This window comes from Lysobacter enzymogenes (genome assembly GCF_017355525.1).
GTDB lineage: Bacteria > Pseudomonadota > Gammaproteobacteria > Xanthomonadales > Xanthomonadaceae > Lysobacter > Lysobacter enzymogenes_C.
The window spans coordinates 5,135,216-5,160,457 of the sequence record NZ_CP067395.1; the positions used below are offsets into that span (position 1 = coordinate 5,135,216).

Sequence of the window (25,242 nt, forward strand, 5' to 3'; positions counted from 1 at the left end):
TTCAGCCGGCGGCGTCGGCCGGCGGCGGGTGGTCGACCATCGAGCGGATTTCGCCGCGCCGCCACTGCTCCAGCCGCTGCGCGTAGCGCGGCGCGATCCGCTCGTAGTTGTCCCAGCGGTCCTCGGTCATGGCTTCGCCGGGCTTGCGCCAGTCGTTGGCTTCGCCGAACACGTCCTGCACGTCGGGCAGCGCGGCGGCGCTTTCCGGCTTCATCAGGCGCTTGCTGTAGGCGTGGCAGAACGCGGCGTGTTCGGGCCGCACGTCGTTCTCCCAGAACAGCCCATCGAGCGGGCCGGCCAGGAACGCCAGCGGCGTGGTCCGACGCTCGCGCAGGGCGGCGATCGCATCCGCGCCGAGGCGGTCGTCGCGCAGCACGCCGTTGAGCGCGCACCACGCGGCGAAGAACGCGTCTTCGACGCAATGCGCGGGATCGGTGCCGGGATAGAGCGTGGCGTAGTCGGATTCCTCGGCCACGGCCAGCAGCAGATGCAGCGGCCGGTCGTCGTCCTCGTCGAGCGTGGCCTTGGCCCGCAGGCCGTCGCGCGGCGGCGGCAGGGCGTAGCGGATTTCCTCCAGGCCGCCTTCGACCCGGCGACGGAAGCGCGCCGACAGCGCGGCGTCGTCCATCGACCAGTCGAAGCCCGGCGGCAAGGCGCCGGCGTAGTTCGGATACACGAAGGCGTGCGAGACCCAGGTGACCCAGGTGCGCCCGTCCTTGCGCGGCGGAAAATGCGCGCGGCTGGTCAGGTTCATGCTCGCGCCGACTTCGATGCCGAGCTTGCGGCTGCCGAGGTGGACGCTGTTGCCCGGCGTCGCGGTCTTGAACGGTTTTTTGCCCAGCGCCTGGGCGAGGGCGACGGCGGCGGGGTCGTCGATGCGCTTGCCGAGCGCGTCGAGCAGCAGGTCGGTGAGGTCCGTGGCGGTCATGAGGGCCGATCCTTGAGCGGGCGATCATCATATCGGCGCAGGCGGCGCTCGCGACGACGGCGGCGCATTGATCGGCGCCGCGCGGCGATGCATCCTCGGGCGCGAATCGCACCGATTCGATTCGAAGCCGCCGCGCACGCGCGGCCCGCGCCAGCGCAACGCGCACCCGCCACGGACCGCCATGAACCTCAACGTCGTCGAACTCAAAGCCTTCGTCCCCGCGCGCGATTTCGAGCGCTCCAAGGCGTTCTATCTGGCCCTGGGCTTCGAGGTGCCGTGGTCGTCGAACGATCTGGCCTATGTCCGCTACGGGCCGGTGGCGTTCTTGCTGCAGCGTTTCTACGTGCCCGAGCACGCCGGCAACTTCGTTATGCACCTGTTGGTCGAGAACGCCGACGACTGGCATGCGCAGGTCGTGGCCGCCGACGCCGCCGGCGCTTTCGGCGCGCGCATCGACGCGCCGCAGGACCGGCCGTGGGCGATCCGCGATTTCACCGTGACCGATCCGTCCGGCGTGCTGTGGCGCATCGGCCACAACCTGCCGCGCGCGGCGGACGGCTGAGCGGCGGCGCGTCGCGGTCGCGCCATCGCCGGCCTGAAGCCGCGGCAGTCCGTTTGAACGCCAACCAACCGCGCGGCTGGCGACTACTCGTCCGGACGCCGCGCTTGTGCGCAAACTCTGCGCCGTTCGCCTCACTCAAGGACGGCAACGGATGCAGGAGCAATGGACGCCGGCGTCGTCGGGACGCGGACGACGCGATGCGCCGCGCACGAGCGGCTTCGATTCGGCGCTGGCCTGGGCGGTGGTGGTGGCCGCGCACGCCGCGCTGTTGTGGCTGGCGAGCAAAGCCTTGATGCCGCAGCGTCCGCCCGCGGCCGGCGACCAGTTGACCTTGGTCTGGCTGCCGCCGCCGCCCGCGGCCGAACCTCCCGCCGCGGTCGCCGCGTCTTCGCCGCGCGCGCACTCCGCCGCGCCGCCGCGTTCGCCTCCGCCTCGCGCGGTTGCCGCCGCCGAACCCGACAGCGGCCTGACCGCGGTCGAAATCGCGCCCGTAGCCGCGGTGCCCGCCGTGGCCGCCGAAACGTCCGCCGAACCCGCCGTTGCGCCTTCGCGCACGCCGTGGGACCCACCGCCGCCGTCGCCCAAACCCTTCGCCAGCCGTCCGCCGCCGTTGCCGGGACAGGGCGCGCAACGCTTCCGCATGCGCCCGCCGCGTTCGATCGCCGCCGCGGTCGAAGGCGTCGGCCGCCTGTTCGGCGGCGGCGGGCCCAGCGACTGCGACGAGACGCGCAAGAACATCCGCGACCTCGCCGTGCTCGGCGCCGAAGCGGTCGCGCAGGAAGTGGAGGAGGAGCGGCGCAACTGCCGCTGACGCGCGCCGCCGGCGCGCGCGTGCCGGCGTGCTCGCGCGCCGCCTGAACCAGTCAGCCTGGCGCGCGCCGATGTAAAAAAATCATTCGCGCGAACGCCGCATCGACGCTTGCACGGCGGCCGGGTTAGACTGCGCGCCCGGTCGCAAGGCGGACCGTCGCGCAACGTTGAAGCAGCTTCGATCACGAAGTCCGCCGCACGCTCCGCGCCCGCCGCGCCGGCCACGCTACGGCGGCCGCGAGGCCGCTGTTTTTCGTTGCACCGTTCGCCCCGTCGCTTCAGTCGCCCCCGATCCCTTTACAGCATTCGCCACAACGGAGGTGCGATGTCTTCCCCGATCCTCCATAGCACGCTCCCGCCGCGCGCGGCCGCGCAAGCGCCGATCGTCCTGGGCTGGCGCGAACTGGTGACGCTGCCGTCGCTCGGCATCGCCGCGATGCGCGCCAAGATCGACACCGGCGCGCGCAGTTCGGCGCTGCACGTGGACGCGCAATGGCGCCTGGTCGAAGCCGGCGCGCCGTGGGTCGGCTTCCGCCTGCGTCCGGGCGCGCTCGGCGCCGGCGAAATCGAGGCGCTCGCGCCGGTGTTCGACGAGCGCGAAGTCACCGACTCCGGCGGCCATCGCACCCGCCGCGTGTTCATCCGCACCGTGCTGAGTCTGGCCGGCAGCGAATGCGAAATTGACATAAACCTGGCGGATCGTCGCGGCATGCGCTTCCCGATGCTGCTGGGCCGCACCGCGCTCGCCCGCGCATTCACCGTCGACCCCGCGCGCTCGTTCCTGCATGGGCGCGCGCGGCGGCGTCCGCCGCGCGCCTGACTTGCGCGGCCGGCGCTTGAAGCCGTACGCACACGCCCCATCTCCGCCTCATCCCGTCCGTCCTTCCCACCTTCCAGCCGATCCCGCCATGAAGCTCGCGATCCTGTCGCGCAACACCAAGCTCTATTCGACGCGCCGGCTGGTCGAAGCCGCCCGCCACCGCGGCCACAGCGTGCGCGTGCTCGACCCGCTGCGCTGCTACATGCGCATCGCCTCCGACGGCTTCCAGATGCACTACAAGGGCCGCGAGATCGCCGACTACCACGCGGTGATCCCGCGCATCGGCGCCTCGGTCACCCGCTACGGCTCGGCGGTGCTGCGCCAGTTCGAGCTGATGGACAGCTACACCCCGAACACCTCCGACGCGATCCTGCGCGCGCGCGACAAGCTGCGCAGCCACCAGCTGCTGGCCGCGCAAGGCATCGGCCTACCGGCGACGGTGTTCGGCGACAATCCCGACGACACCGCCGACCTGCTGTCGATGCTCGGCCCGCCGCCGCACGTCATCAAGCTCAACGAAGGCACCCAGGGCGCCGGGGTCATGCTGACCGAGAAGCTGTCGGCGTCGAAGGGCGTGATCGAGGCGCTGCGCGGGCTGTACGCGAATTTCCTGGTGCAGGAGTTCGTCGCCGAGGCCAAGGGCGCGGACCTGCGCTGCTTCGTGGTCGGCGGCAAGGTGGTCGCGGCGATGAAGCGGCAGGCGCCGAAGGGCGACTTCCGCTCCAACCTGCACCGCGGCGGCACCGCCAAGGGCGTGCGCGCCAGCGCCGCCGAGCAGGAGGTCGCGGTGCGCGCGGCCCAGGTCCTGGGCCTGGGCGTGGCCGGCGTCGACCTGATCCGCTCGGCCCGCGGGCCGCTGGTCCTGGAGGTCAACGCCTCGCCGGGCCTGGAGGGCATCGAGGAGGCCAGCGGGGTCGACGTGGCGGTCGAAATCGTCGACTACGTGGCCGGCCGGGTGCGGGAAAAACCGGCGCGTCGGCTGGTCGCGAGACGCTGAACGGGCCCTGCGGACCGGGGCCGGCTTGCCCGATCCCCGGCAAATGGCAAGCCGCGCAGGTCATCTGTCGGCGACCCGCCGAACGGCAGGTCCCCGGCGCGGAAGGGCCGGGCCGGGACGACTCCAATTTCAGGTTGCTGTTAACTTATCTTTAACACGACTTTTAACGACGGTTTAATCGAAATCCGCGTAGCGTTGGCGCACCGAAGCACTGTCGATCCCCCAATCACGCTCCTCGTCAGACGTCATCTGGGCGAACGCAGGTTACGGTAATCGGGGCAACACCTTTTGGCCCAGGCGCGGTGGCCCCGCGTCTGGGCCTTTGTTTTTCCGGGTTTCCGGCGCAACCGCGGGCGCGTGACTTCTGGCCCATTCGCCGCCGGCCCGCGATGCCGCCTGCTTGCGGGCGGGGGCGTTTCCCGTTCATTTTACAAACGCTCTGGCAGAATCCTCCGCCTGCCGTCGCCGCTTCGCGTGCGACGCCTCAGGAACCCAGGCATGCGGCCGATGGTCGTACCGCCAACCCCACTGGGACGAGCCCATGCGCATCCTCGTAATCGAAGACAACCAAGACATCGCCGCCAACCTCGGCGATTTTCTCGAAGACCGCGGCCACACCGTCGATTTCGCCGCCGACGGCATCACCGGCCTGCACCTGGCGGTGGTGCACGACTTCGACGCCATCGTGCTCGACCTCAATCTGCCGGGCATCGACGGCCTGGAGGTCTGCCGCAAGCTGCGCAACGAAGCGCGCAAGCAGACGCCGGTGCTGATGCTCACCGCGCGCGACAGCCTCGACAACAAGCTCGCCGGCTTCGATTCCGGCGCCGACGATTACCTGATCAAGCCGTTCGCCCTGCAGGAAGTCGAAGTGCGCCTCAACGCGCTGTCGCGGCGCGGCCGCGGCGTGCAGACGCGGGTGCTCAACGCGGCCGATCTGGAATACAACCTCGACACGCTGGAAGTGCGCCGCCAGGGCAAGCTGCTGCAGCTCAACCCGACCGCGCTGAAGATCCTGCAGGCATTGATGGAAGCCTCGCCGGCGGTGGTGACCCGGCAGGAGCTGGAGACCCGGGTGTGGGGCGAGGAGCTGCCGGATTCCGACAGCCTGCGCGTGCACATCCACGGCCTGCGCGCGGTGGTCGACAAGCCGTTCGACACGCCGCTGATCCAGACCCGCCACGGTATCGGCTACCGCATCGCGGCCCCCGAAAACGGCTGACGCGTGGCCTCGTCCGACCCTTCCGCAGCGCGGCTGAAAAAACGCAAGCGCTTTCGGCGGCGCTTGCGCAGCCGCATCATCCTGTCGTTCGTGCTGCTCGGGTTCGGGCTGACCACGATGTTCGCCTTCGCCACCAACTGGACCCGCACGCGGGTCGAAAACCAGTTGGTGGAGGACGCGATCAACCGCAACATCGAAAAAGCCGCGCAGCAATTCGAGCTGGATCCGAAGAACCCGCAGTTCGGCTTCGACCAGGTGCGCGCGTTCGTGTACACGCCGGACAAGTTCGAATCGGTGCGGATCAACCGGCCGGAGTGGTACGAGCTCAAGGACGGCATCGTCGGCATGAACGGCATCGGCGAGGACGGCCGGCCGTTCGCCTATAAATTGGCGGTGCGCAAGACGCCGCAGGCCTGGTTCTTCCTGGCCTACGACATGACCTCCTCGGCGCGCAGCGAGGCCCAGTTCAACCGCGCGCTGTATCTGTCGGTGCTGGTGTTCACCCTGTTCTCGCTGCTGGTGGGGCTGTGGGCGGCGTCGCGGGTGATGAGCCCGGTGTCGGAACTGGCGCTGCGGATCAAGCGCTCCGGCCGCACCGCCCAGTCCGAGGCGCTGGCCGCGCATTTTCCCGACGACGAAGTCGGCCAGCTGGCCGAGGCGCTCGACGATTACGCCACCCGCCTGACCAACGTGGTCCAGCGCGACCGCGAGTTCAACGCCGACGTCAGCCACGAGCTGCGCACGCCGCTGGCGGTGATCAAGGGCGCGGTCGAGCTGTTGCTGTCGCGGCCGGACATCGAGGACAAGACTCGCAACCGATTGTTGCGGATCCAGCGCGCCGAGCAGCAGTGCACCGACCTGATCAGCGCGCTGCTGCTGCTCTCGCGCAACGAGCGCGGGCACGGCTCGACCGACATCGGGCGCTTGTCGGACCAGCTGCTCGACGCGCACCGCGCGCAGTTGGGCAGCAAGAACCTGGCGCTGAGCGTGGAAGGCGAGCGCGGGCTCAACGTGGACGCGCCGGAAGCGGCGGTGGCGGTGGCGCTCGGCAATCTGATCGGCAACGCGGTCAAGTACACCACCGAGGGCGGCGTGGTCGTGCGGCTGCTGGCGAACTCGGTCGAGGTGATCGATTCCGGCCCCGGCCTCAGCGCGGAGGACGCGGCCAAGCTGTTCGAACGCGGCTACCGCGGCACCCATGCCGGGCATTCGCAAGGCGGCGGCATCGGCCTGTCGATCGTGCGGCGGCTGTGCGATCTGTACGGCTGGGACGTGCGGGTCAAGCCCGGCGAAGTGCGCGGGGTGGTGGCGACGCTGACGTTCCAGCGCAGTCCGGCCGCGGCCGGCTGAGGCCGGCTGAGGCCGTCGCGGCCGCGCCGCGCGTCGCGGCTCAGAACGGGCGCAGCCCGGCGGTCAGCGCGGCCAGCGGCACCGCGCCGGGCGCGTCGGGGTCGAGCGCGGCGAAACCGCCGCGGCGCAGGATCACCTCGCGCAGGTAATCCAGGAAACAGGCCCCGCGCGCTTCGTCGAGCAGCACGAAGTCGAAGCCGGCCTGCGGCACGGCGACCGAATAGGCCGGGCCGCCGCTGATGTTGTCCTTGTGATAGACGTCGGGCGACAGCGGCAAGTGCAGCAGGCCATCGGCCTCGGGCTCGCAGTCGTCGAGCTGGCTCAGCACGTCTTCGGCCGGGCACACCACCAGCGGATCGAGCAGGCCGGGGAAATCCGGGTGCGTGCCGGTGAACGCGACGCCGCCGACCGCGCTCCAGAAACAGTCCAGCGTCAGCGGCAGCGCGCCGGCGCGCGCACGGATGCGTTCGCGCGCCGCGACGCCGCTGGCGACCAGCGGCGCGGACACGCCGCCGCCGTCGTTCGGGTCGCACCACAGCGACCAGGCATAACCGTGCGCGGCCAGCCGCGCGGCGATCAGGCCGCAGTTCTGCGCGACCTGGGCCATGGCCAGTTCGGCCACGGCCCGGGCCTGCGCGAGCGCCGCGCCGCGCAGCGGCGTCAAGCGGGTCAACTCGGCGGTGACCTCGCGATGCTCGCCGTTGCGGTAGCGCGCGAGGTAGTCCACCGCTCGCGCCGCGCGCTTACTTCACCGCTTCCAGCCAGCCGTACTTGTCCGCGGTCTTGCCGTTGAACAAGCCGAAGAACAGTTCCTGGATGCGCTCGGTCACCGGGCCGCGGCGGCCGCTGCCGACCTGGCGGCCGTCGACCGAACGGATCGGGGTGATCTCGGCGGCGGTGCCGCACATGAACAACTCGTCGCACAGGTACAGGTACTCGCGCGGCAGGTCGCGTTCGACCACTTCGATGCCGACGTCGCGGGCCAGGGTGATGATGGTGTTGCGGGTCAGGCCGTTGAGCAGGGCCGCGCTGACCGGGGTGGTGTGCAGCGCGCCGTTGAACACCAGGAACAGGTTTTCGCCGGCGCCTTCCGACAGCAGGCCGGTCGAGGCCAGGGCGATGCCTTCGCCGAAGCCCAGGCGGCGCGCTTCGCGCGCGACCAATTGGCCGGACAGATAATTGCCGCCGGCCTTGGCGCCGGCCGGAATGGTGTTGGGGGCGAAGCGCTGCCAGCTCGACACGCAGGCGTCGATGCCTTCTTCGAGCACGGCCGGGCCGAGGTACTGGCCCATCTTCCAGGTCGCCACCGCCATGTCGGTCGGGGTGTCGGCCGACAGGCCGAAGCCGCCGAGGCCGCGGTAGGCGACCGGGCGCAGGTAGTCGGTGGTGTGGCCGTTGGCCTTGATGACTTCGTGGCAGGCGTCGTTGATCTGCGCCAGCGAATACGGCATGGCCATGTCGTAGATCTTGGCCGAGGCGAACAGACGCTGGTTGTGGTCGTTCAAGCGGAAGATGATCGGGCCGTTCGGCGTGTCGTAGGTGCGGATGCCTTCGAACACGGACGAGCCGTAATGCAGCGCGTGCGACATCACGTGAGTGGTCGCGTCGGCCCAACGCTTGATCGAACCGTTGTGCCAGATCCATTCGGGGTATTGCATCGTCGGCTTCCGTCGTGGGGAGGGGAAACCGCTATTGTGCCCTGCGTCGCGGCGGCTTCCCAACGCGACTGCGGCGTATGGGCTTGCAAGGCGCGTCCGATGCGCCTGTTCAGCGGGCTTCAGCCGCCTTTGATCCACCAGCAGCCGAAGTGGCGGGTCAGCCCGAACACGGTGCGCGACGGGGTGACGCCGTTGGCCAGGGTCTGCTCCAGGCGCAGCGCCACGGGCGCGGCGCGGCGATGCACCGGCGCCGGTGCGGCGGGCGCTTCGGCGCTGGTAGCGTCCGCAGCGGGCGCGGCGGCGCCGTCCATGCCGGCGGGGCGGCCGAGCCCGGTCGCCGGTGCGGGCGGCGGCGGTGGCGTGGCGGGCGGCAGCGGCGCCAGCGCGGCGTTCGGCGCGGCCGGCGGCAGCGTGGTCCACGGGCCCGGTTGCGGCGCGGGTTCGGCGGCGGCGCCCATGACCGGCGCGATGTCGAGCAGCGGGCGCTGGGCGATCGCGTCCAGGCGCTGGATCACCGCATAGCCCTGGTCGTCGGACATGCCGGCGAAGTGATAGACCGCGGCGAGTTTGTTGCCGTCGTGGGCGTCGATCGCGGTGGTGATTGCGCCGACCAGGTCGCGCAGGTTGCGCGCGCAGCCGCCGGCGTAGGCGGCTTCGGGCTTGGCCGCGGCGGCGGCCGCGGCGCCGCGCGGCAGGCGGTCGACGCCGCCGACGGTGGCGCAGTCGCGGTCGGTGTAGACGGAGTTGCCGCGGGCGTCCGTGCAGCGGCGGATCTGCGCCTGGGCGGCGCTGGGGTGGAGCGCAGCTGCGGCTAAGGCGAGCGGCGGCAGCCAGGTGAGGCAGAGACGGACGGGGGATGGCATCGGCGAAGACTAGCGCCGGGGAGCGGGGAGGGACAGTGCAGTGGTCGCGGGAACCGCAGGTGCGCAGCTCTGCCGCGACAATCCGAAGCCCGCATTTCCATCGTCTTTTCAGCGAAAGCTGGAATCCATTTTGATTTTGCCGTTGCTCTCGAGCTTGCTGTAGCGACGAGTGAGGACAAGCGACGATCCAAAGCTTCCGTCCGCAAGCGGCCGGGTCACTTTCTTTGTCTTGCCAAAGAAAGTAACCAAAGAAAGGCGCTTTCCTGTTTTTCGAATCAAGAGCCACTAGGGTTCGATGCCTGCGCGGGGATGCGGGACAAGGGCCATCCTGGCCCGGTCCCGCACGCGCGCATCCATGCGCGCGCCCTTCGGGTCTCTCATTGCCTGTGGCGAGTTCGTAGCGGCAGGGGGAGCAAAAAAGCTGAGCCAACAAAAATGGGTTCCGGCTTTCGCCGGAACCCATTTGATTTTTGTCGAAGCCCGAACGGCCGCAAACGAAACCGGCCGTGGCCCCCTGTAGGAGCGGCGCGAGCCGCGACCGCGACAACGCGGCTACGGCGAAACGACCGCAAAAGGAAAATCCCCAACCTTCTGCTGCGCCGAACGCGCAAACCCGAAACCCCCGCGCGGCGCCCCGAGGCGCCGCGCGGGAGCGCTAGGTCAGCGGAAGCCCGCCACCGTCGCGGCGCGTTCGTTGAGCACGCGCGCGTTGTTGCTCTTGGCGGCCGTGCCCATCGGCGAGCCGTTGTAGGTGATGTTCGGGTTCGACCAATAGTTCAGGCGCGGGCAGTTGCTGCCGCAGCTGTAGGCCATGATCGTGCGCCAGGCGTTGCCCGGGCCCCAGTAGCCGTGGCCGTAGGGGTAGATCGTGTTGGTGCCGTTGCTCGGATCGTGGTGCGCGCCGAAGTTGTGGCCGATCTCGTGGGCGAAGCTGTAGTAGCCGGTCATGCAGCTCGCGCCGACCACGCTGAAGGCGTTGGCCGCGTTCGAGTTGAGGTAGCCCAGGCCGCAATACGCCGGGTCGGTGATGATCAGGACGTTGACGTCGGCTTTGATGGTGTTGCGGGTGGTGTGGTAGCTGTTGAGATAAGCGTCGGTGGTGCCGGCGAAGCGGCTCAGGTCGGTGTCGAAGCCGGCGCTGACGTAGCTGTCGGTGTACTGGCCGGCCAGCTCGAACTTCACGTTGACCGCGCTGTTGGTGAAGCTCTGGTTGCTCTCGGTGATGGCCAGGTTGGCCTTGGTCAGGGTGTTGCCGACCGCGTTGGCGGCGGCCTGGGTGTAGACCACCATCACCCGCACCACGGTCGGCGCTTTCTCGCCGGCCTTGGCTTCGTCGAACTTGGGATCGAGCTTGAGCGGCGGCAGCGGCAGGCTGGCGTACGAGGACGGGTGGTCTTCCGGCATCTTCGACTCGTCGATCAGGCTGATCGCGTGGCCGCCGGCCTTGAGCGGGTCGATGCGGTAGAGCTTGCCGCCGCTGCGCACCGTGCCGGAGATCTGGTCGCCCTGGCGCACCAGGATCGCCGACTCCTCCGGATTGTCGATCAGCTCGGCGCCGGTGAACCGGTTGATGCGCTTGAGCTGCTTGTCCGGGTCGCCGACCATGCCCTGCCAGATCACGATGCCGTCGGCCTTGCTCTGGGCGCTGAGCTTGTGCGCCTTCAGGCTCACGCCGGGCGCGAGGTTCAGCAGCAGCTGGTCCTGGGTTTCGGTGATCTGCTGGGTGTCGGCGCGGACCAGGTCGACGCGCACCGCGGCGCGTTCGGCCTTGACCGCCTTGAAGGTGAGGTCGGCATCGGCGCTGCGCGCGAGCGCGGCGGCCGGGGTCGAGAACAGCGGAGCCGGTTCGGCGGCCGTGGCGGCGCCGGCCAGGCCCAGCGAAAGGGCGATGGCGAAATTCAACGGCAAGAGCTTATTGCGGACGGACATGTGCGCACTCTCCATTGGGGACCGCTGCACGCCGCGTAGGCCCGTGGCCGGGCCGGCGGTGGCGGTCGCGAGGGCATCGCTCGTCGCGGCGATGCATCCTGACGCCAGTGGGCGCGCGCGGCGTCGCGCAGCTCAAGACCGAACTTGTCGCAAGGCAAGCGCAAGCTGAGAACTGCGCATGCAGTTCGCCATTGATGCTAGGCACCATGCCGCACGTTTTGTGCGCCTCGTCGCGCCTGCTTCAGCTCGGTGAATGCGGCCGGCGCCGGTATTTCGTGCGTATTGGTCGGGCCGTCTTGCGGGAGCGGCTTCAGTCCCGATGCCGTCCGCTCAGGCCTCGGCGATCCGGAACGAAAGCGTCGGGACTGAAGCCGCTCCCACAGCGCGCGGGCCGCAACCGTCGCAGCCGATCGGTCAGGCGATGCGCGCGAGCACCGACAGCGTCGGCTTGGCGAGGTTGAGCGTGTAGAAATGCAGCCCCGGCGCGCCGCCCTCGATCAGGCGGCTGCACAGCTTGGCCACGACCTCGGCGCCGAACTCGCGCACGCTGTCGGCGTCGTCGCCGTAGGCGTGCATGCGTTGGGCGATCCAGCGCGGGATCTCGGCGCCGCACATGTCGGAGAAGCGGCGCAGCTGGCTGAAATTGGCGATCGGCATGATCCCGGGCACGATCGGGATGTCGATGCCGGACGCGCGTACGTCGTCGACGAAACGGAAGTAGGCGTCGGGGTTGTAGAAGTACTGGGTGATCGCGCCGTCGGCGCCGGCGCGGACCTTGCGCTTGAAGTTCTCCAGGTCCGACAGCGCGTCGCGCGCCTGCGGATGGGTTTCCGGATACGCGGCCACCTCGATGTGGAAGTGGTCGCCGGTTTCGGCGCGGATGAATTCGACCAGTTCGTTGGCGTAGCGCAGGTCGCCGGCGCTGGCCATGCCCGAGGGCAGGTCGCCGCGCAGGGTGACCAGGCGGCGGCAGCCGATCTCGCGGTACAGCGCCAGCAGCTCGCGGATCTCGCTGCGGGTGCCGCCGACGCAGGACAGGTGCGGCGCGGCGTCGAGGCTGTGCTTCTTGCGCAGGCGGCGGATGGTCTCGGGCGTGTAGCTCAGGGTCGAGCCGCCGGCGCCGAACGTGCACGAGACGTAGCTCGGCGCGAACCCGCGCAGCTTCGCCGCGGTCTTGTCGAGCTGGCTGCGCTGCTCGTCGGTCTTGGGCGGGTAGAACTCGAAGCTGATCGGCAGCATGGGCGGGGCCGTGGCGAGAGGTTGCGGGGATAATATCTCTTTATCGCGATGGAATGGAACGGCTTGCCCGCGACGCGGTCCGCGCCGGGGCTTTGACCAAAGTCGCAATCGGCCCGGCCTTGACGCGCCGGCCCGGCGGCGCCATTGCAACAGGCAGTCCCTGCAGGCGTCCGGCATGAGCGAAGGCGTACTCGACAATCCGATCTGGGCCTCGCTGGCCAGCCGCCACCGCGCGCTGGCCCAGTCCGCCGCCGGCGCGGCGCGCTATCCGGCGCAGGTGGCGCCGTTCCTCGGCGTGGCCGACGCGCAGCTCGCGGACGAGGCGCTGCGCGCGCTGGTGCCGCCGGGCGACACCGCGCTGGCGCTCGGCCTCGCGCCCGCGGTCGGCGCCGGCTGGGAGCTGCGCCACCTGACCGATCTGGCGCAGATGATTTGCCGCGCGCCGCTGCCCGCGCCGGCGCCCGCGGCCGACATCGTCGAACTTGGCGCGGCCCGGCGCGACGACGTGCTGGCGCTGACCGCGCTGGTCTATCCGCACTACTTCCGCCCGCGCACGATGGAACTGGGCCGCTACTTCGGCATCTACGAAGACGGCCGGCTGGCGGCGATGGCGGGCGAGCGCATGGGCATGGACGGCTACACCGAGCTCAGCGCGATCTGCACCCATCCGGATTTCCTCGGCCGCGGCCACGCGCGCCGCCTGCTCGCGTTCCTGGCCAACGACAACCACGCGCGCGGGTTCGTCCCGTTCCTGCACGTCAGCCACGAGAACCCGCGCGCGGTCGAGCTGTATCTGCGCAACGGTTTCGAATTGCGGCGCGATATTCCGTTCTGGTCGCTGCGGCGCGCGGGCTGAGCGCGGCCGGCTCAGACGGCGCGCGCCGCCGCAGGCGGGCGCCGCTCGTCCCGGCCGGGCACCGCTCGACCGCCCCAGCCGCCACTGCTCACGAATCTCCCCCGCCGCCCGGGACGGCCCGGCAAGGTGGCGACATTCCGCCACCCCCGAGGAATCCGTCATGCCCCAGTCCCATCGTCCCAAGCGCCTGCGCCGCGCCGCCGTCGCCCTGAGCGCCTTGCTCGCCGCCGGCGCCGCGCAGGCCGCGACCGAGCGTTTCCAGGATCTGACCATCGAAGTCGTCGGCCAGGGCCGGCCGGTGCTGATGATCCCCGGCCTCAACTCCGGCGCCGACACCTGGCGCGAGACCTGCGCCGCATTGCAGGCCGACCGCGTGCAATGCCACATGGTCCAGTTCCCCGGCCTCGCCGGCGCGCCGCCGATCAAGACCGCGGCCTACAACGACACCATGCGCGACGAGCTGCTGGCCTACATCGAGCAGCGCAAGCTCGAGCGCCCGGTGGTGATGGGCCACAGCCTCGGCGGCTTCGTCGCGCTGAAGATGGGCATGGCCAAGCCGCAGGCGATCGACAGGTTCATCATCGTCGACACCCTGGGTTTCCTCGGTGCGCTGTACGGCCCGACCCTGACCGCGCAGACGATCCGGCCGATGGCCGAAAGCATGGCCGCGATGGTGCGGACCCAGCCGCAGGCGCATTACTACCGCGGCATCGCCGTGACCGCGCAGAGCATGACCGCGAGCGACGACAAGGTCGCGCTGCTGCGCCGCTGGGGCGAAGCCAGCGACCGCGCCACCACCGCCCAGGCCCTGGTCGAGATGATGACCACCGACCTGCGCCCGGAGTTGGACCAAGTCAAGGTGCCGACCCTGGTGCTGGCCGGCTGGGTCGGCGGCGCGCGCTTCGGCGCGACCCGCGAGTCGACCCTGGCGATGTACAAACAGCACTACGCCAAACTCGACGGCGTGCGCATCGAGATGAGCCAGGACGGTTACCATTTCCTGATGTGGGACGATCCGCAGTGGCTGCAAGGGCAGGTGCGCGGTTTCCTGGCCGAGCCCAAGCCGGCGGGTTGAGCGTTCGTCCGCCGCGTCGCTGCGATGCGTCCGCGCGGCGGACGCATCGGGCGCCGCCGCCGCGGACGGCGCATCGCGGCGTTTCATTTCCTCGCGGCTTTTCATTTCCCCGATTCCGAAGCGGCCTATGTTGCGAAACACCACCCGTTCGGCGCTGATCGACGCCGCGTTCTGGACCGGCTACTGCGCCTTCAATCTGAGCATGTCGGCGGCGTTCGGCCGGATCACTTCCGGCGCGTGGGTGATCGCGGTCGGGCTGGCGGTGGAGTTGTGGATCGCCGGCCGGGTCATGCGCGCGATCGCCCAGCGCCGGCATTGGTTCGAACTCGGGCCGCTGCGGCTGGCCGCGCGGTTGTTCGCCTGCGTGGTGATCGGCTCGGGCCTGGCGCAACTGGCGCTGGTGCCGCCGCTGTGGGTGGCGGCGAAGTGGAACTGGGTCTATCTCGGCCCGGACAACACCGCCGGTTTCGCCTGGCCGATGCTGCTGATGTACTGGGCGCAGACCGCGGTGATCCTGGCGCTGTGGGCGGCGCTGTGGAGCTGGACGGTGGCGATGCGCCGCTACCGCGAGGGCGAGATCGCCCGGCTCAACGCCGAATCGCTGCGCCATGCGTCCGAACTGGACGCCTTGCGCGCGCGCTTGAACCCGCACTTCGTATTCAACGCGCTCAACAACCTGCGCGCGCTGATCAACGAAGACACCGAGCGCGCGCGCGAACTGGTCACGCGCCTGTCCTCGACCCTGCGCCACGCGCTCGACCACAGCCAGCGCGAGAGCGTCAGCGTGGCCGAGGAATTGAGCGTGGTCGACGATTACCTCGCGGTCGAATCGGTGCATTACGAAGACCGGCTGCGGGTGGTGCGCGACGTCGATCCGGCCGCGCTCGACCTGCGGCTGCCGCCGATGGCGCTGCAACTGCTGGTGGAGAACGCGATCAAGCACGGCATCGCCCGCACCCCCGGCGGCGGCGAGCTGAGCCTGCGCGTGCGCGCCGACGGCGCGCGGCTGCGGATCGAGGTCGCCAACCCGGGCCGGATCGAAGCCGAATCGGTGCGCCGCGGCGTCGGCCTGGCCTATTTGCGCACCCGGCTGGCCCACGCCTCGCCGCCGGGCGCGTTCGAACTGCGCCAGCACGGCGCGCGGGTGACGGCGCACATGGAGATTTCGCAATGAGCCTGCGCCCGCTGAGCGTGCTGATCGTCGACGACACCCGCCTGGCGCGGCAGGAACTGCGCACCTTGCTGGCGCAATCGCCGCAGGTCGAAGTGCTCGGCGAAGCCGAGGACGTGCCGCAGGCGCAGGACGCGATCGCGCGGCTGCGGCCGGATCTGGTGCTGCTCGACATCCAGATGCCGTCCGGCAGCGGCTTCGACGTCATCGCCGGCCTCGACAGCGCGCCGCTGGTGGTGTTCACCACCGCGTACGACCAGTACGCCGTGCAGGCCTTCGAGGCCAACGCGCTCGACTATCTGGTCAAGCCGGTCGAACCCGAGCGGCTGGCCGCGGCCTTGCAACGCGCGCGCCAGCGCCTGCCCGGCGACACCCCGCCGGCCGAAGCGCGCGGCCCGCTCGGCGCCGACGACCAGGTGTTCCTGCGCGACGGCGAACGCTGCTGGTTCGTGGCCTTGCGCGAAGTGCACCGCATCGTCGTCGACGGCAACTACGCCCGCGTGTGGTTCCGCAGCGAATGCGCGCTGCTGGCGCGCAGCCTCAGCGCGCTGGAGGCGCGGCTGGATCCGTCGCTGTTCTTCCGCGCCAACCGCAACACGCTGGTGAACCTGCGCTCGGTGAAGTCGGTGGAGCTGACGGTCGGCGACGGCTACGAGCTGGAGCTCAAGGACGGCAGTCGGGTCGAGGTGTCGCGGCGGCAGTCGCGGGAGTTGCGCGAGCGGTTGTCGTTGTAACCTCAAAGAGCAGTAGCGCGGTGGTTCGGATTGTCGCGGTCGCGGCTCGCGCCGCTCCTACAGAAAGCTACCTGTAGGAGCGGCGCGAGCCGCGACGCGGCCAACGACGCGCCGATGCAATCGAAGTCTCACGCTCGCCCCCGCACAACGAAAACGGGCGCCCGAAGGCGCCCGTTTTCTTTACCGCCGCATCGCCCGAAGGCGACGCCGATCAATAACGGTAATGATCCGGCTTGTACGGACCATCGACCGACACGCCCAGGTACTGGGCCTGATCCGCAGTCAGCGTGGTCAGCTTCACGCCGATCTTCTCCAGATGCAGACGCGCGACTTCTTCGTCGAGCTTCTTCGGCAGGATGTAGACCTTCGGCTCGTACGAGTCCTTGTTCGCCCACAGGTCGATCTGCGCGAGGGTCTGGTTCGAGAACGAGTTCGACATCACGAAGCTCGGGTGGCCGGTGGCGCAGCCGAGGTTGACCAGGCGGCCTTCGGCCAGCAGGAAGATCGAGTTGCCGTTGCCGAAGGTGTACTTGTCGACCTGCGGCTTGATGTTCAGGCGCTTGGCGCCGGACGCGTTCAGCGCGTCGACCTGGATCTCGTTGTCGAAGTGGCCGATGTTGCAGACGATGGCCTGGTCCTTCATCTTCGACATGTGGTCCAGCGTCAGCACGTCCTTGTTGCCGGTCGTGGTGACGTAGATGTCGCCGCGGCCGAGGGTGCTTTCGACGGTGTTGACCTCGAAGCCTTCCATCGCCGCCTGCAGCGCGTTGATCGGGTCGATCTCGGTGACCACGACGCGGGCGCCGTAAGCGCGCAGCGAGTGGGCCGAGCCCTTGCCGACGTCGCCGTAGCCGCACACCACCGCGACCTTGCCGGCCAGCATCACGTCCATCGCGCGCTTGAGGCCGTCGGCCAGCGACTCGCGGCAGCCGTACAGGTTGTCGAACTTGGACTTGGTGACCGAGTCGTTGACGTTGATCGCCGGAACCAGCAGCGAGCCGGCTTCGGCCAGCTGGTACAGGCGGTGCACGCCGGTGGTGGTCTCCTCAGAGACGCCCTTCCAGTGCTTGACCACTTCGTGCCAGAAGCCCGGGCGCTCGGCGTGGACGCGCTTGAGCAGGTTCTTGATGACCTGTTCTTCGTGGTTGCCCGACGGGGTGTTGACCCAGCCGTCGCCGTTTTCGAGCTCGTAGCCCTTGTGGATCAGCAGGGTCACGTCGCCGCCGTCGTCGACGACGAGTTCCGGGCCCTGGCCGTTCGGGAAGCTCAGCGCGGCCAGGGTGCAGTCCCAATATTCTTCCAGCGACTCGCCCTTCCAGGCGAACACCGGGGTGCCGCTGGCGGCGATCGCCGCGGCGGCGTGGTCCTGGGTCGAGAAGATGTTGCACGAGGCCCAGCGCACGTCGGCGCCGAGGTCGCGCAGGGTCTCGATCAGCACCGCGGTCTGGATGGTCATGTGCAGCGAGCCGGTCACGCGCACGCCCTTGAGCGACTGCGCGGCGGCGTACTTCTTGCGGATCGACATCAGGCCCGGCATTTCGTGCTCGGCGATGTCGATTTCCTTGCGGCCCCAGTCGGCCAGGGAAATGTCGGCGACCTTGTAATCGCCTTCGGTCGAGAAGGTCTTGGGTACAGCGTTCATGCGGATTAGCTCCAGTGCGGTGGGAGCCGGCGGAATGCCGGGTCCGGCGAGTCGCGAAGACTCAAACCGGGCGCCGTTGGGACCTGCGCCTCGCCGAGCCTGGCCGTGTCCGTCACGGTCGCAGCGCCCCTCGGCGGGCTGAGCGCGAAGTATATCGCGCGGGCCGCGCGGTTCGGAACGCGGGTCCGGCTGAGACTGAACGCGGCGGCGGTCGCAATGCGTGCCGACATCGCCGGCCTGCCAAACAGCCCCATCGGCATAGGCGCGGCAGCGCGCCGGCCGGCTAAGCTCGGGGCGGGGAGCGCGCCCGCGCATCGCCGCCGGCCATGACGCCGGCGCTCGTGCGGCGGCGCGCTCCGACTACTTCGCACTGTTGAGGATCGATCTGCATGAAGCCGCCCGCGCGCCCGTCCGACCGCCGCCTTTCCGCGCCGCCGCGCGGCCACCGCGTTGCGCCGCCCGGCGCCGCGCTGATTACGCGCCTGCTGCTGCCGGCGGCGCTGGCCCTGTGCCTGTCGGCGCAGGCCGCGCCCGCGGCCAAGCCCGGTAAGACCGCCGCCGCGCCGGCCGCCGCGAGCGTGTGGGGCGAAGGCTATCAACTGCCGCCCAAGCCGCTGCAGGCCATCGTCGACGCGCCGCGCGCGCCGCAGCTGACGCTGAGCCCGCGCCGCGACCTGATGGCGATGGTGCGCACGCCCTCGCTGCCCGGCATCGACGTGGTCGCCCAGCCCGAGCTCAAGCTCGCCGGCCTGCGCATCCACCCGCGCGTGCGCGCGGCCAGCCGTTTCAGCTTCGGCAGCGGCCTGGACGTGCTCGATATCGCCAGCGGCAAGACCCTGCCGATCGACAACCTGCCGTCGCCGCTGTCGCTGGCGACGCTGCAATGGTCGCCCGACCAGCGCTGGCTCGCGTTCAACCGCGTCGACGCCGCCAGCGGCGCCAACGAGCTGTGGCTGGTGGAACTGGAAACCCGGCGCGCGCGCAAGCTGGTGTCCAACCTCAACACCGTGGTCGGCCGCGGCTACGACTGGACCCCCGACAGCCGCCGCCTGCTGGTGCGCCTGCAACCCGAAGGCCAGGGCGAGGCGCCGGCCGCGGTCGCCGTGCCGAGCGGCCCGGCGGTGCAGGAAACCCAGGCCGGCGGCGGCGTGCGCGCGATCCGCACCTATCAGGACCTGCTGCGCAACGAGAACGACGCGCGCACCTTCGCGTACTACCTGCGCACGCAACTGGCGACGGTGGACCTGGCCGGACAGGTCGCCAAACTCGGCGCGCCGGATCTGTACATGGGCGTGTCGTTCTCGCCCGACGGCCGCCACATGCTGGCCACGCGGCTGGAGCGGCCGTTCTCGTACCTGGTGCCGGCGAGCATGTTCGCGCGCCGGATCGAGGTGCTCGACGCCGGCGGCCGCTTCGAATACGAAGTCGCGCGCCTGCCGCTGGTCGACGGCCTGCCGACCGGCAACGACGCGGTGCCGACCGGCCCGCGCGATGTGCAGTGGCGCGGCGACGCGCCGGCCACGCTGGTGTGGGCCGAAGCCCAGGACGGCGGCGACCCGGCGCGCGCGGCCGCGATCCGCGACGCGGTGTTCATGCAATCCGCGCCGTTCGACAAGCCGCCGCAAACCCTGGCGCGGCTGGCCGCGCGCTTCGAAGCCGCGTATTGGGGCAGCGGCGATCTGGCCCTGATCGACGAGTTCTGGTGGAAGACCCGGCAGGTGCGGCAGTGGCGCATCGCTCCCGACCACGGCGACCGCGCGCCGGAACTGCTGCGCGAAGGCCGCAGCGAAGACCGCTACAACGACCCCGGCAACCCGGTGATGGTCGCCGACGCGACCGGCGGCGAACGCCTGCTGACCGGCGCCGACGGCAACAGCCTGTACTACATCGGCGAAGGCGCTTCGGCCGAAGGCGACCGCCCGTTCCTCGATCGCCTGGATCTGTCCGACAAGCGCCGCACCCGCCTGTTCCATTCGCAGGCGCCGTACTTCGAGCGCCCGGTCGCGGTGCTCGACGACGCGGCCAAGGGCGTGCTGACCTTGCGCGAATCGCCGACCGAACCGGCCAACCTGCAACGGCGCGAACTCGGCGGCGACGCCGCGCCGGTTGCGCTGACCCATTTCCCGCATCCCACGCCGCAGCTGCGCGACATCAAGAAGGAACTGATCCGCTACAAGCGCAACGACGGCGTCGAGCTCAGCGCCAACCTGTACCTGCCGCCGGGCTACGACGCCAAGCGCGACGGCCCGCTGCCGATGCTGATGTACGCCTATCCGGCCGAGTTCAAGACCGCCGAGGCGGCCAGCCAGGTGATCGGTTCGCCGTACGAATTCAACGCGGTCAGCTACTGGGGCCCGCTGCCGTATCTGGCGATGGGCTATGCGGTGCTCGACAACCCGACCATGCCGATCGTCGGCGAAGGCGAGCGCGAACCCAACGACACCTACATCGCCCAGCTCACCGCCAGCGCCCAGGCCGCGATCGACGAAGTGGTGCGGCGCGGCGTCGCCGACCGCAACCGCATCGCCGTCGGCGGCCATTCCTACGGCGCGTTCATGACCGCCAACCTGCTCGCGCACACCCGTCTGTTCAAGGCCGGCATCGCCCGCAGCGGCGCCTACAACCGCACTCTGACGCCGTTCGGCTTCCAGGCCGAGGAACGCAATTACTGGCAGGCCCAGGCGACCTACGAAGCGATGTCGCCGTTCAACTTCGCCGACCGGATCAAGGACCCGCTGCTGCTGATCCACGGCGAGCAGGACAACAACTCGGGCACTTTCCCGATCCAGAGCGAACGCATGTACGCGGCGATCAAGGGCCTGGGCGGCAAAGCGCGGCTGGTGATGCTGCCGAACGAAGCCCACGCTTACCGCGCGCGCGAATCGATCCTGCAGCTGTTGGCCGAGACCAATCGCTGGCTGGAGACTTACGTCAAGAACGCGAAGCCCGAAAGCGCCAAGGCCGCGGACGCGAAGGCCGAAGCGGGGCAGGGGGCGAAGGCGGCGAAGTAAGCGCGCCTCGCGCAAGCGAAAACGCCGGCCCCGGGGCCGGCGTTTTCGTGTCGGAGCGGCGACCGCGCGCGGTCGCGGGCAACCGGGGCGTCAGTGCCCTTTGCCGTTGCCATGACCCTTGCCGTTGCCGTTTCCATGGCCGTTGCCGTGGCCCTTGCCATGATGCTTGTCCTTGGCTTTGTCCTTGTACTTGCCTTTGCCGTGGTCGTCGTCGCGCCAGCCGCCGTGGCCCTTGCCGTTGCCGTGCCCCGGCCCGTGCTCGGCCCAGTTCACCCGCACGCTCTGATCGACCCGGATCGGATAGCCCCAGTGGTCGTAGGTCTGCACCGCGCCGCGCTTGAGCGCGTGGAACGCGGGCGAGCCGGGCTTGATGCCCATGCGTTGCGCCACCGCGCCCCAGCCCTGGCCGGGATTGCGGTCGTACTCGCGCACCGCCTCCAGGCACGGGCGGCCGAGCGAACGGGCCAGCGCGCAGGCGTAGTAGACATCGCCCGGCGCCCAGCGGCGGCGGTCGAGCAACTCGTCGATCAGCGAGCGCGGCGCGCCGTAGTAGCCGGTCATCTCCTCGACGAACGGCTCGCGATAGCGGCGGCCGTAATCGTTGATCTCGCCCAGGCGGGTATCGACCCAGACGTCGCCGGTGCGGATGTTGTAGCCGATGGTCTGGGCCTGCGCAGCCGAGGCCAGGCTCAGGGCGAACAGCAGGGCCAGGCCGGTGGTTCTTGCAGCGTGCGGGGCATGGGGCATAGCGGCACCTCGTCGTATTGCGGTGTGAGCCGGGACGCCGGCGGGGGACGGCGTGCGCGGAGCATAGCCGCGCTCGGGCTTTGTGGGACGGCCTTCAGGACCGGTGCGCTTGTTCCAGGCCGCGGCGCGACCTGAGCGAAGGCGTCAGGCCTGAAGGCTCTCCCGCAGTAGCCGAGCGCCGGACGTGCGAAAGTACGATTCCAGAACTAGACGACCGGTCTAATGGCGCGTACAGTGCGCCCCATGAACGCGATCCCCGCCACCCACGACGTACGCAAGCACATCCTCGACGTCGCCTACCCGCTGATGCTGCGCAAAGGCTTCACCGGCGTCGGCTTGGCCGAAGTGCTGTCGACCGCGCAGGTGCCGAAGGGCTCGTTCTATCACTACTTCGGTTCCAAGGAAGCCTTCGGCGAAGCGGTGCTGGAGGCCTATTTTTCCGAGTACCTGCTTCACGTCGACGCGCTGATGGCGCAGCCCGGCAGCGGCGCGCAGCGCCTGATCGCCTACTTCGAGGACTGGCGCGAGGCGCAGACCGGTTCCGACCCGGAAGGCCGCTGCCTGGTGGTCAAGCTCGGCGCCGAGGTCTGCGACCTGTCCGAGCCGATGCGCGCGGCGCTGGAGCGCGGCACCGGCGCGGTCATCGCCCGGCTCGCGCGCTGCATCGAGCGCGGCCGCGCCGACGGTTCGCTGGCGGCCGCGCCGGACCCGCAGACCGCGGCGCGGACCCTCTATCAGAACTGGATCGGCGCCAGCCTGCTGGCCAAGATCCAGCGCGGCAGCGAGCCGATGGCGCAGGCCATGGCCGGCACCCGTCAGTTGCTCGGCCTGCCCGCGCAAAGCTGAAAAACCCAGGGGGCGGGGCGCCCACGCGCACCCGCCCTTTCTTTCGCTCCGAAACTAGACGACCGGTCTAATCGTAAGCCGGTCCCTTTCCGACCCAACCCAGGACACACCGCCCCATGCCGCAAACCGCCGCCGCCAACCGCCGCTTCGTCCTCGCCGCCCACCCGCAGGGCCTGCCGAAGCCTCAGGACGTCCGCCTCGAACAAAGCCCGCTGCCGGAACCGGCCGAGGGGCAGGTGCTGCTGCGCACCCTGTACCTGTCGCTGGACCCGTACATGCGCAACCTGATGGACGAAATCGGCCCGGTCTACGCCAGCGCGGTGCCGCTCGGCGAGACGATGGTCGGCGGCACGGTCAACCGCGTGGTCGCCTCGCGCCATCCCGGCTTCAAGCCCGGCGACCTGGTGCTCGGCACCGCCGGCTGGCAGGACTACGCGCTGTCCGACGGCAGCGACTTGACCGCGCTCGGCGACATGGCCGAGCCCTCGCACGCGCTCGGCGGCCTCGGCATGCCGGGCTTCACCGCTTACGTCGGCCTGCTCGACATCGGCCAGCCCAAGCCCGGCGAAACCGTGGTCGTGGCCGCGGCCACCGGCGCGGTCGGCGCGGTGGTCGGGCAGATCGCCAAGCTCAAGGGCGCGCGCGTGGTCGCCATCGTCGGCGGCGAGGACAAGCGCCGCTACGCGCTCGACGAACTCGGCTTCGACGTATGCCTGGACCGGCGCGATCCGCAGTTCGCCCAGCAACTGATCGAAGCCTGTCCCGACGGCATCGACGTCTACTTCGAGAACGTCGGCGGCGAAGTGTTCGACGCGGTGCTGCCGCTGCTCAACATCGGCGCGCGCGTGCCGGTGTGCGGCGTCATCGCCCACTACAACGACAAGAGCGCGCCGGCCGGCCCCGACCGGGTCCCGCAGCTGATGTCGGCGATCCTGCAAAAGCGCATCCGCGTGCAGGGCTTCATCATTTTCGATCACTACGCCGAGCGTTACGAAGCGTTCCGCAGCGACATGGCGCAGTGGATCGCCAGCGGCCGCCTGAAGCTGCGCGAAGACCGCGTCGACGGCCTGGAGAACGCGCCGGAAGCGTTCATCGGCCTGCTGCAGGGGCGCAACTTCGGCAAGCTGGTGGTGAAGGTGGGCGAGGACTGAAGGCGCGTCGCGGCTGACAGAACCGCGTCGGGCCCGAAGGCCCTCGCACAAAGAAAAAGGGCCGCTTTCGCGGCCCTTTTTCGCTTCGCGCGACGACGCTGGGGCTTACTTCTTCAGCCCGGCGTCCTTGCGCAGATCCTCGGCCTTGTCGGTCTTTTCCCACGAGAAGGCGGTGGCGGTCTGCTTCTTGCCGGCGCCGTCGACGTAGCTGACTTCCTTCGGCTTGCGGCCGAAGTGGCCGTAGGCGGCGGTCAGCTGGTAGACCGGGTGGATCAGGTCGAGCATCTTGACGATGCCGTACGGACGCAGGTCGAAGTGCTTGCGGATCAGCTTTTCGATCTTGTCGTCGCTGATCTTGCCGGTGCCGAAGGTGGTCACCGAGATCGAGGTCGGCTCGGCCACGCCGATGGCGTAGGAGACCTGCACTTCGCACTTGTCGGCCAGGCCCGCGGCGACGATGTTCTTGGCCACGTAGCGCGCGGCGTAGGCGGCCGAACGGTCGACCTTGGACGGGTCCTTGCCCGAGAACGCGCCGCCGCCGTGGCGGGCCATGCCGCCGTAGCTGTCGACGATGATCTTGCGGCCGGTCAGGCCGCAGTCGCCGACCGGGCCGCCGATCACGAAGATGCCGGTCGGGTTGATGTGGACCTTGTTCTTCGGCAGCTTTTCCAGCCACGCCTTCGGCAGCACCGGCTTGAGGATGTGCTCGTACACGCCCTCGACCAGATCCTTCTGCTTGATGCCCGGGTCGTGCTGGGTCGACAGCACCACCGCGTCGAGGCCGGCGACCTGATGCTTGTCGTCGTAGCGCAGGGTGACCTGCGACTTCGCGTCCGGACGCAGCCACGGCAGCTTGGAGTTCTTCTGCTTGCGCACCTTGGCCTGCTGCTCGACCAGACGGTGCGAGTAGTAGATCGGCGCCGGCATGTATTCCGGCGCTTCGTTGCAGGCGTAGCCGAACATCAGGCCCTGGTCGCCCGCGCCCTGTTCTTCCGGCTTCTTGCGGTCGACGCCGGCGGCGATGTCGGGCGACTGCTTGCCGAGCATGTTGATGATCGCGCAGGTGTGGCCGTCGAAGCCGACGTTGGAATTGTTGTAGCCGATCTCGTTGATGACCTTGCGGGCGAGGCCTTCGATGTCGACCCAAGCGCTGGTGGTCACTTCGCCGGCGACGATGGCCGCGCCGGTCTTGACCAGCGTTTCGCACGCCACGCGGGCGCGCTTGTCCTGGGCGAGGATGGCGTCGAGGACGGCGTCGGAAATCTGGTCGGCGATCTTGTCCGGATGGCCTTCGGACACGGACTCGGAAGTGAACAGGTAGCTGGACATCGGTCGAATATCCTTCGATTCGGATAAAAAGATGGCCGCCAATGATACAGGCTCGGCCGGGAGCGCGCATTGTGCCGTGCCGGAGGGTTGTTCGGGCGTTAAGCGGCTCCTGAACGCCGGTCGCGCTTTGGACTTTGGATGGAGGTTGGATGCGGTGGCGCATGGGAAGCTTTGCCGGCGCGCCAGGAGGGCACGCCGAAGCCCGGACCGTCCTCCAGGAACGCCCAGTTCCCGCCGGGCCAGGGCTGTCATCGCACTGACCCGAAACCGCCATGCGGCTGTCGCTGCGCCGGCTCAGGCTG

General features: G+C 69.6%; 23 protein-coding genes and 1 riboswitch. Of the genes, 14 read left to right on the forward strand and 9 right to left on the reverse strand.

The window, feature by feature from the left end:
- Nucleotide 1: 1 nt before the first annotated feature.
- A complete protein-coding gene (locus JHW38_RS21700) occupies nt 2-928 on the reverse strand; it encodes a hypothetical protein (protein ID WP_207523367.1) in 927 nt (308 codons plus the stop codon).
- Between the two features lie 181 nt (nt 929-1,109).
- Here JHW38_RS21700 and JHW38_RS21705 point away from each other — a divergent pair, with 181 nt between their 5' ends.
- The 6 genes from JHW38_RS21705 to JHW38_RS21730 all read left to right on the forward strand — a co-directional run bounded on the left by JHW38_RS21705 (nt 1,110) and on the right by JHW38_RS21730 (nt 6,689).
- The gene (locus JHW38_RS21705) at nt 1,110-1,490 is read left to right on the forward strand and encodes a VOC family protein (RefSeq protein WP_207523368.1); all 381 of its coding nucleotides are present in this window, start codon (nt 1,110-1,112) and stop codon (nt 1,488-1,490) included.
- 151 nt (nt 1,491-1,641) lie between these two features.
- Nucleotides 1,642-2,301: a hypothetical protein gene (locus JHW38_RS21710; RefSeq protein ID WP_207523369.1), complete on the forward strand. Its 660-nt coding sequence runs from the start codon at nt 1,642-1,644 to the stop codon at nt 2,299-2,301.
- 324 nt (nt 2,302-2,625) lie between these two features.
- Nucleotides 2,626-3,120 (forward strand): ATP-dependent zinc protease family protein, encoded by a 495-nt coding sequence (locus tag JHW38_RS21715; protein ID WP_207523370.1) that lies wholly within the window; start codon nt 2,626-2,628, stop codon nt 3,118-3,120.
- Between the two features lie 88 nt (nt 3,121-3,208).
- Entirely contained in the window at nt 3,209-4,117 is a 909-nt protein-coding gene (gene rimK, locus JHW38_RS21720; RefSeq protein ID WP_207523371.1) for a 30S ribosomal protein S6--L-glutamate ligase, read from the forward strand.
- A 541-nt stretch (nt 4,118-4,658) separates the two neighbouring features.
- Nucleotides 4,659-5,339, forward strand: coding sequence for a response regulator transcription factor (locus JHW38_RS21725; protein WP_057946468.1), 681 nt, complete (start codon nt 4,659-4,661; stop codon nt 5,337-5,339).
- 3 nt (nt 5,340-5,342) lie between these two features.
- Nucleotides 5,343-6,689, forward strand: coding sequence for a sensor histidine kinase (locus JHW38_RS21730; protein WP_242691030.1), 1,347 nt, complete (start codon nt 5,343-5,345; stop codon nt 6,687-6,689).
- A 40-nt stretch (nt 6,690-6,729) separates the two neighbouring features.
- Here the strand turns inward: JHW38_RS21730 and JHW38_RS21735 are convergent, their stop codons facing one another.
- From JHW38_RS21735 to JHW38_RS21750, 4 genes are all read right to left on the reverse strand, one after another.
- The gene (locus tag JHW38_RS21735) at nt 6,730-7,416 is read right to left on the reverse strand and encodes a hypothetical protein (protein WP_207523372.1); all 687 of its coding nucleotides are present in this window, start codon (nt 7,414-7,416) and stop codon (nt 6,730-6,732) included.
- A 16-nt stretch (nt 7,417-7,432) separates the two neighbouring features.
- Complete coding sequence (locus JHW38_RS21740) at nt 7,433-8,347, reverse strand: branched-chain amino acid transaminase (protein WP_207523373.1); 915 nt, start codon at nt 8,345-8,347, stop codon at nt 7,433-7,435.
- Nucleotides 8,348-8,466: 119 nt separating this feature from the next.
- Nucleotides 8,467-9,210, reverse strand: coding sequence for a DUF4124 domain-containing protein (locus JHW38_RS21745; protein ID WP_207523374.1), 744 nt, complete (start codon nt 9,208-9,210; stop codon nt 8,467-8,469).
- A gap of 660 nt (nt 9,211-9,870) precedes the next feature.
- A complete protein-coding gene (locus JHW38_RS21750; RefSeq protein ID WP_207523375.1) occupies nt 9,871-11,139 on the reverse strand; it encodes a M12 family metallo-peptidase in 1,269 nt (422 codons plus the stop codon).
- A 253-nt stretch (nt 11,140-11,392) separates the two neighbouring features.
- Between JHW38_RS21750 and JHW38_RS26075 the strand changes: the two genes are divergently transcribed.
- Nucleotides 11,393-11,608 carry a DUF6053 domain-containing protein gene (locus tag JHW38_RS26075; RefSeq protein WP_428995267.1) on the forward strand — a complete coding sequence of 72 codons (216 nt, stop codon included), beginning with the start codon at nt 11,393-11,395 and terminating at the stop codon, nt 11,606-11,608.
- On the opposite strand, the gene metF is transcribed toward JHW38_RS26075, so the two are convergent.
- Nucleotides 11,554-12,378, reverse strand: a complete 825-nt coding sequence (metF, locus tag JHW38_RS21755) for a methylenetetrahydrofolate reductase [NAD(P)H] (RefSeq protein ID WP_207523376.1) — start codon at nt 12,376-12,378, stop codon at nt 11,554-11,556. The two genes, JHW38_RS26075 and metF, sit on opposite strands and share 55 nt — an antisense overlap.
- A 175-nt stretch (nt 12,379-12,553) precedes the next feature.
- On the opposite strand from metF, the gene JHW38_RS21760 reads away from it, so the two are divergent.
- The 4 genes from JHW38_RS21760 to JHW38_RS21775 all read left to right on the forward strand — a co-directional run bounded on the left by JHW38_RS21760 (nt 12,554) and on the right by JHW38_RS21775 (nt 16,214).
- Complete coding sequence (locus tag JHW38_RS21760; protein WP_207523377.1) at nt 12,554-13,234, forward strand: GNAT family N-acetyltransferase; 681 nt, start codon at nt 12,554-12,556, stop codon at nt 13,232-13,234.
- Between the two features lie 160 nt (nt 13,235-13,394).
- Complete coding sequence (locus JHW38_RS21765; RefSeq protein ID WP_207523378.1) at nt 13,395-14,309, forward strand: alpha/beta fold hydrolase; 915 nt, start codon at nt 13,395-13,397, stop codon at nt 14,307-14,309.
- Between the two features lie 127 nt (nt 14,310-14,436).
- On the forward strand, nt 14,437-15,483 hold the full coding sequence (locus tag JHW38_RS21770) for a sensor histidine kinase (RefSeq protein ID WP_207523379.1): 1,047 nt from the start codon (nt 14,437-14,439) through the stop codon (nt 15,481-15,483).
- Nucleotides 15,480-16,214 carry a LytR/AlgR family response regulator transcription factor gene (locus JHW38_RS21775; protein ID WP_207523380.1) on the forward strand — a complete coding sequence of 245 codons (735 nt, stop codon included), beginning with the start codon at nt 15,480-15,482 and terminating at the stop codon, nt 16,212-16,214. The genes JHW38_RS21770 and JHW38_RS21775 overlap by 4 nt, the downstream gene beginning before the upstream one ends.
- Nucleotides 16,215-16,425: 211 nt before the next feature.
- On the opposite strand, the gene ahcY is transcribed toward JHW38_RS21775, so the two are convergent.
- Complete coding sequence (gene ahcY, locus JHW38_RS21780) at nt 16,426-17,856, reverse strand: adenosylhomocysteinase (protein ID WP_207523381.1); 1,431 nt, start codon at nt 17,854-17,856, stop codon at nt 16,426-16,428.
- A gap of 61 nt (nt 17,857-17,917) precedes the next feature.
- Nucleotides 17,918-17,994: riboswitch (S-adenosyl-L-homocysteine riboswitch) on the reverse strand.
- 251 nt (nt 17,995-18,245) lie between these two features.
- Here ahcY and JHW38_RS21785 point away from each other — a divergent pair.
- Nucleotides 18,246-20,867: a S9 family peptidase gene (locus JHW38_RS21785; protein ID WP_207523382.1), complete on the forward strand. Its 2,622-nt coding sequence runs from the start codon at nt 18,246-18,248 to the stop codon at nt 20,865-20,867.
- Nucleotides 20,868-20,957: 90 nt separating this feature from the next.
- Here the strand turns inward: JHW38_RS21785 and JHW38_RS21790 are convergent, their stop codons facing one another.
- Entirely contained in the window at nt 20,958-21,614 is a 657-nt protein-coding gene (locus JHW38_RS21790; protein ID WP_207523383.1) for a hypothetical protein, read from the reverse strand.
- A 243-nt stretch (nt 21,615-21,857) separates the two neighbouring features.
- Between JHW38_RS21790 and JHW38_RS21795 the strand changes: the two genes are divergently transcribed.
- Both JHW38_RS21795 and JHW38_RS21800 read left to right on the forward strand, forming a co-directional pair.
- A complete protein-coding gene (locus JHW38_RS21795; RefSeq protein ID WP_207523384.1) occupies nt 21,858-22,460 on the forward strand; it encodes a TetR/AcrR family transcriptional regulator in 603 nt (200 codons plus the stop codon).
- Nucleotides 22,461-22,576: 116 nt separating this feature from the next.
- Complete coding sequence (locus tag JHW38_RS21800; protein WP_207523385.1) at nt 22,577-23,611, forward strand: NADP-dependent oxidoreductase; 1,035 nt, start codon at nt 22,577-22,579, stop codon at nt 23,609-23,611.
- Nucleotides 23,612-23,716: 105 nt separating this feature from the next.
- Here the strand turns inward: JHW38_RS21800 and metK are convergent, their stop codons facing one another.
- Nucleotides 23,717-24,940: a methionine adenosyltransferase gene (gene metK, locus JHW38_RS21805; protein ID WP_207523386.1), complete on the reverse strand. Its 1,224-nt coding sequence runs from the start codon at nt 24,938-24,940 to the stop codon at nt 23,717-23,719.
- Nucleotides 24,941-25,242 lie beyond the last annotated feature (302 nt).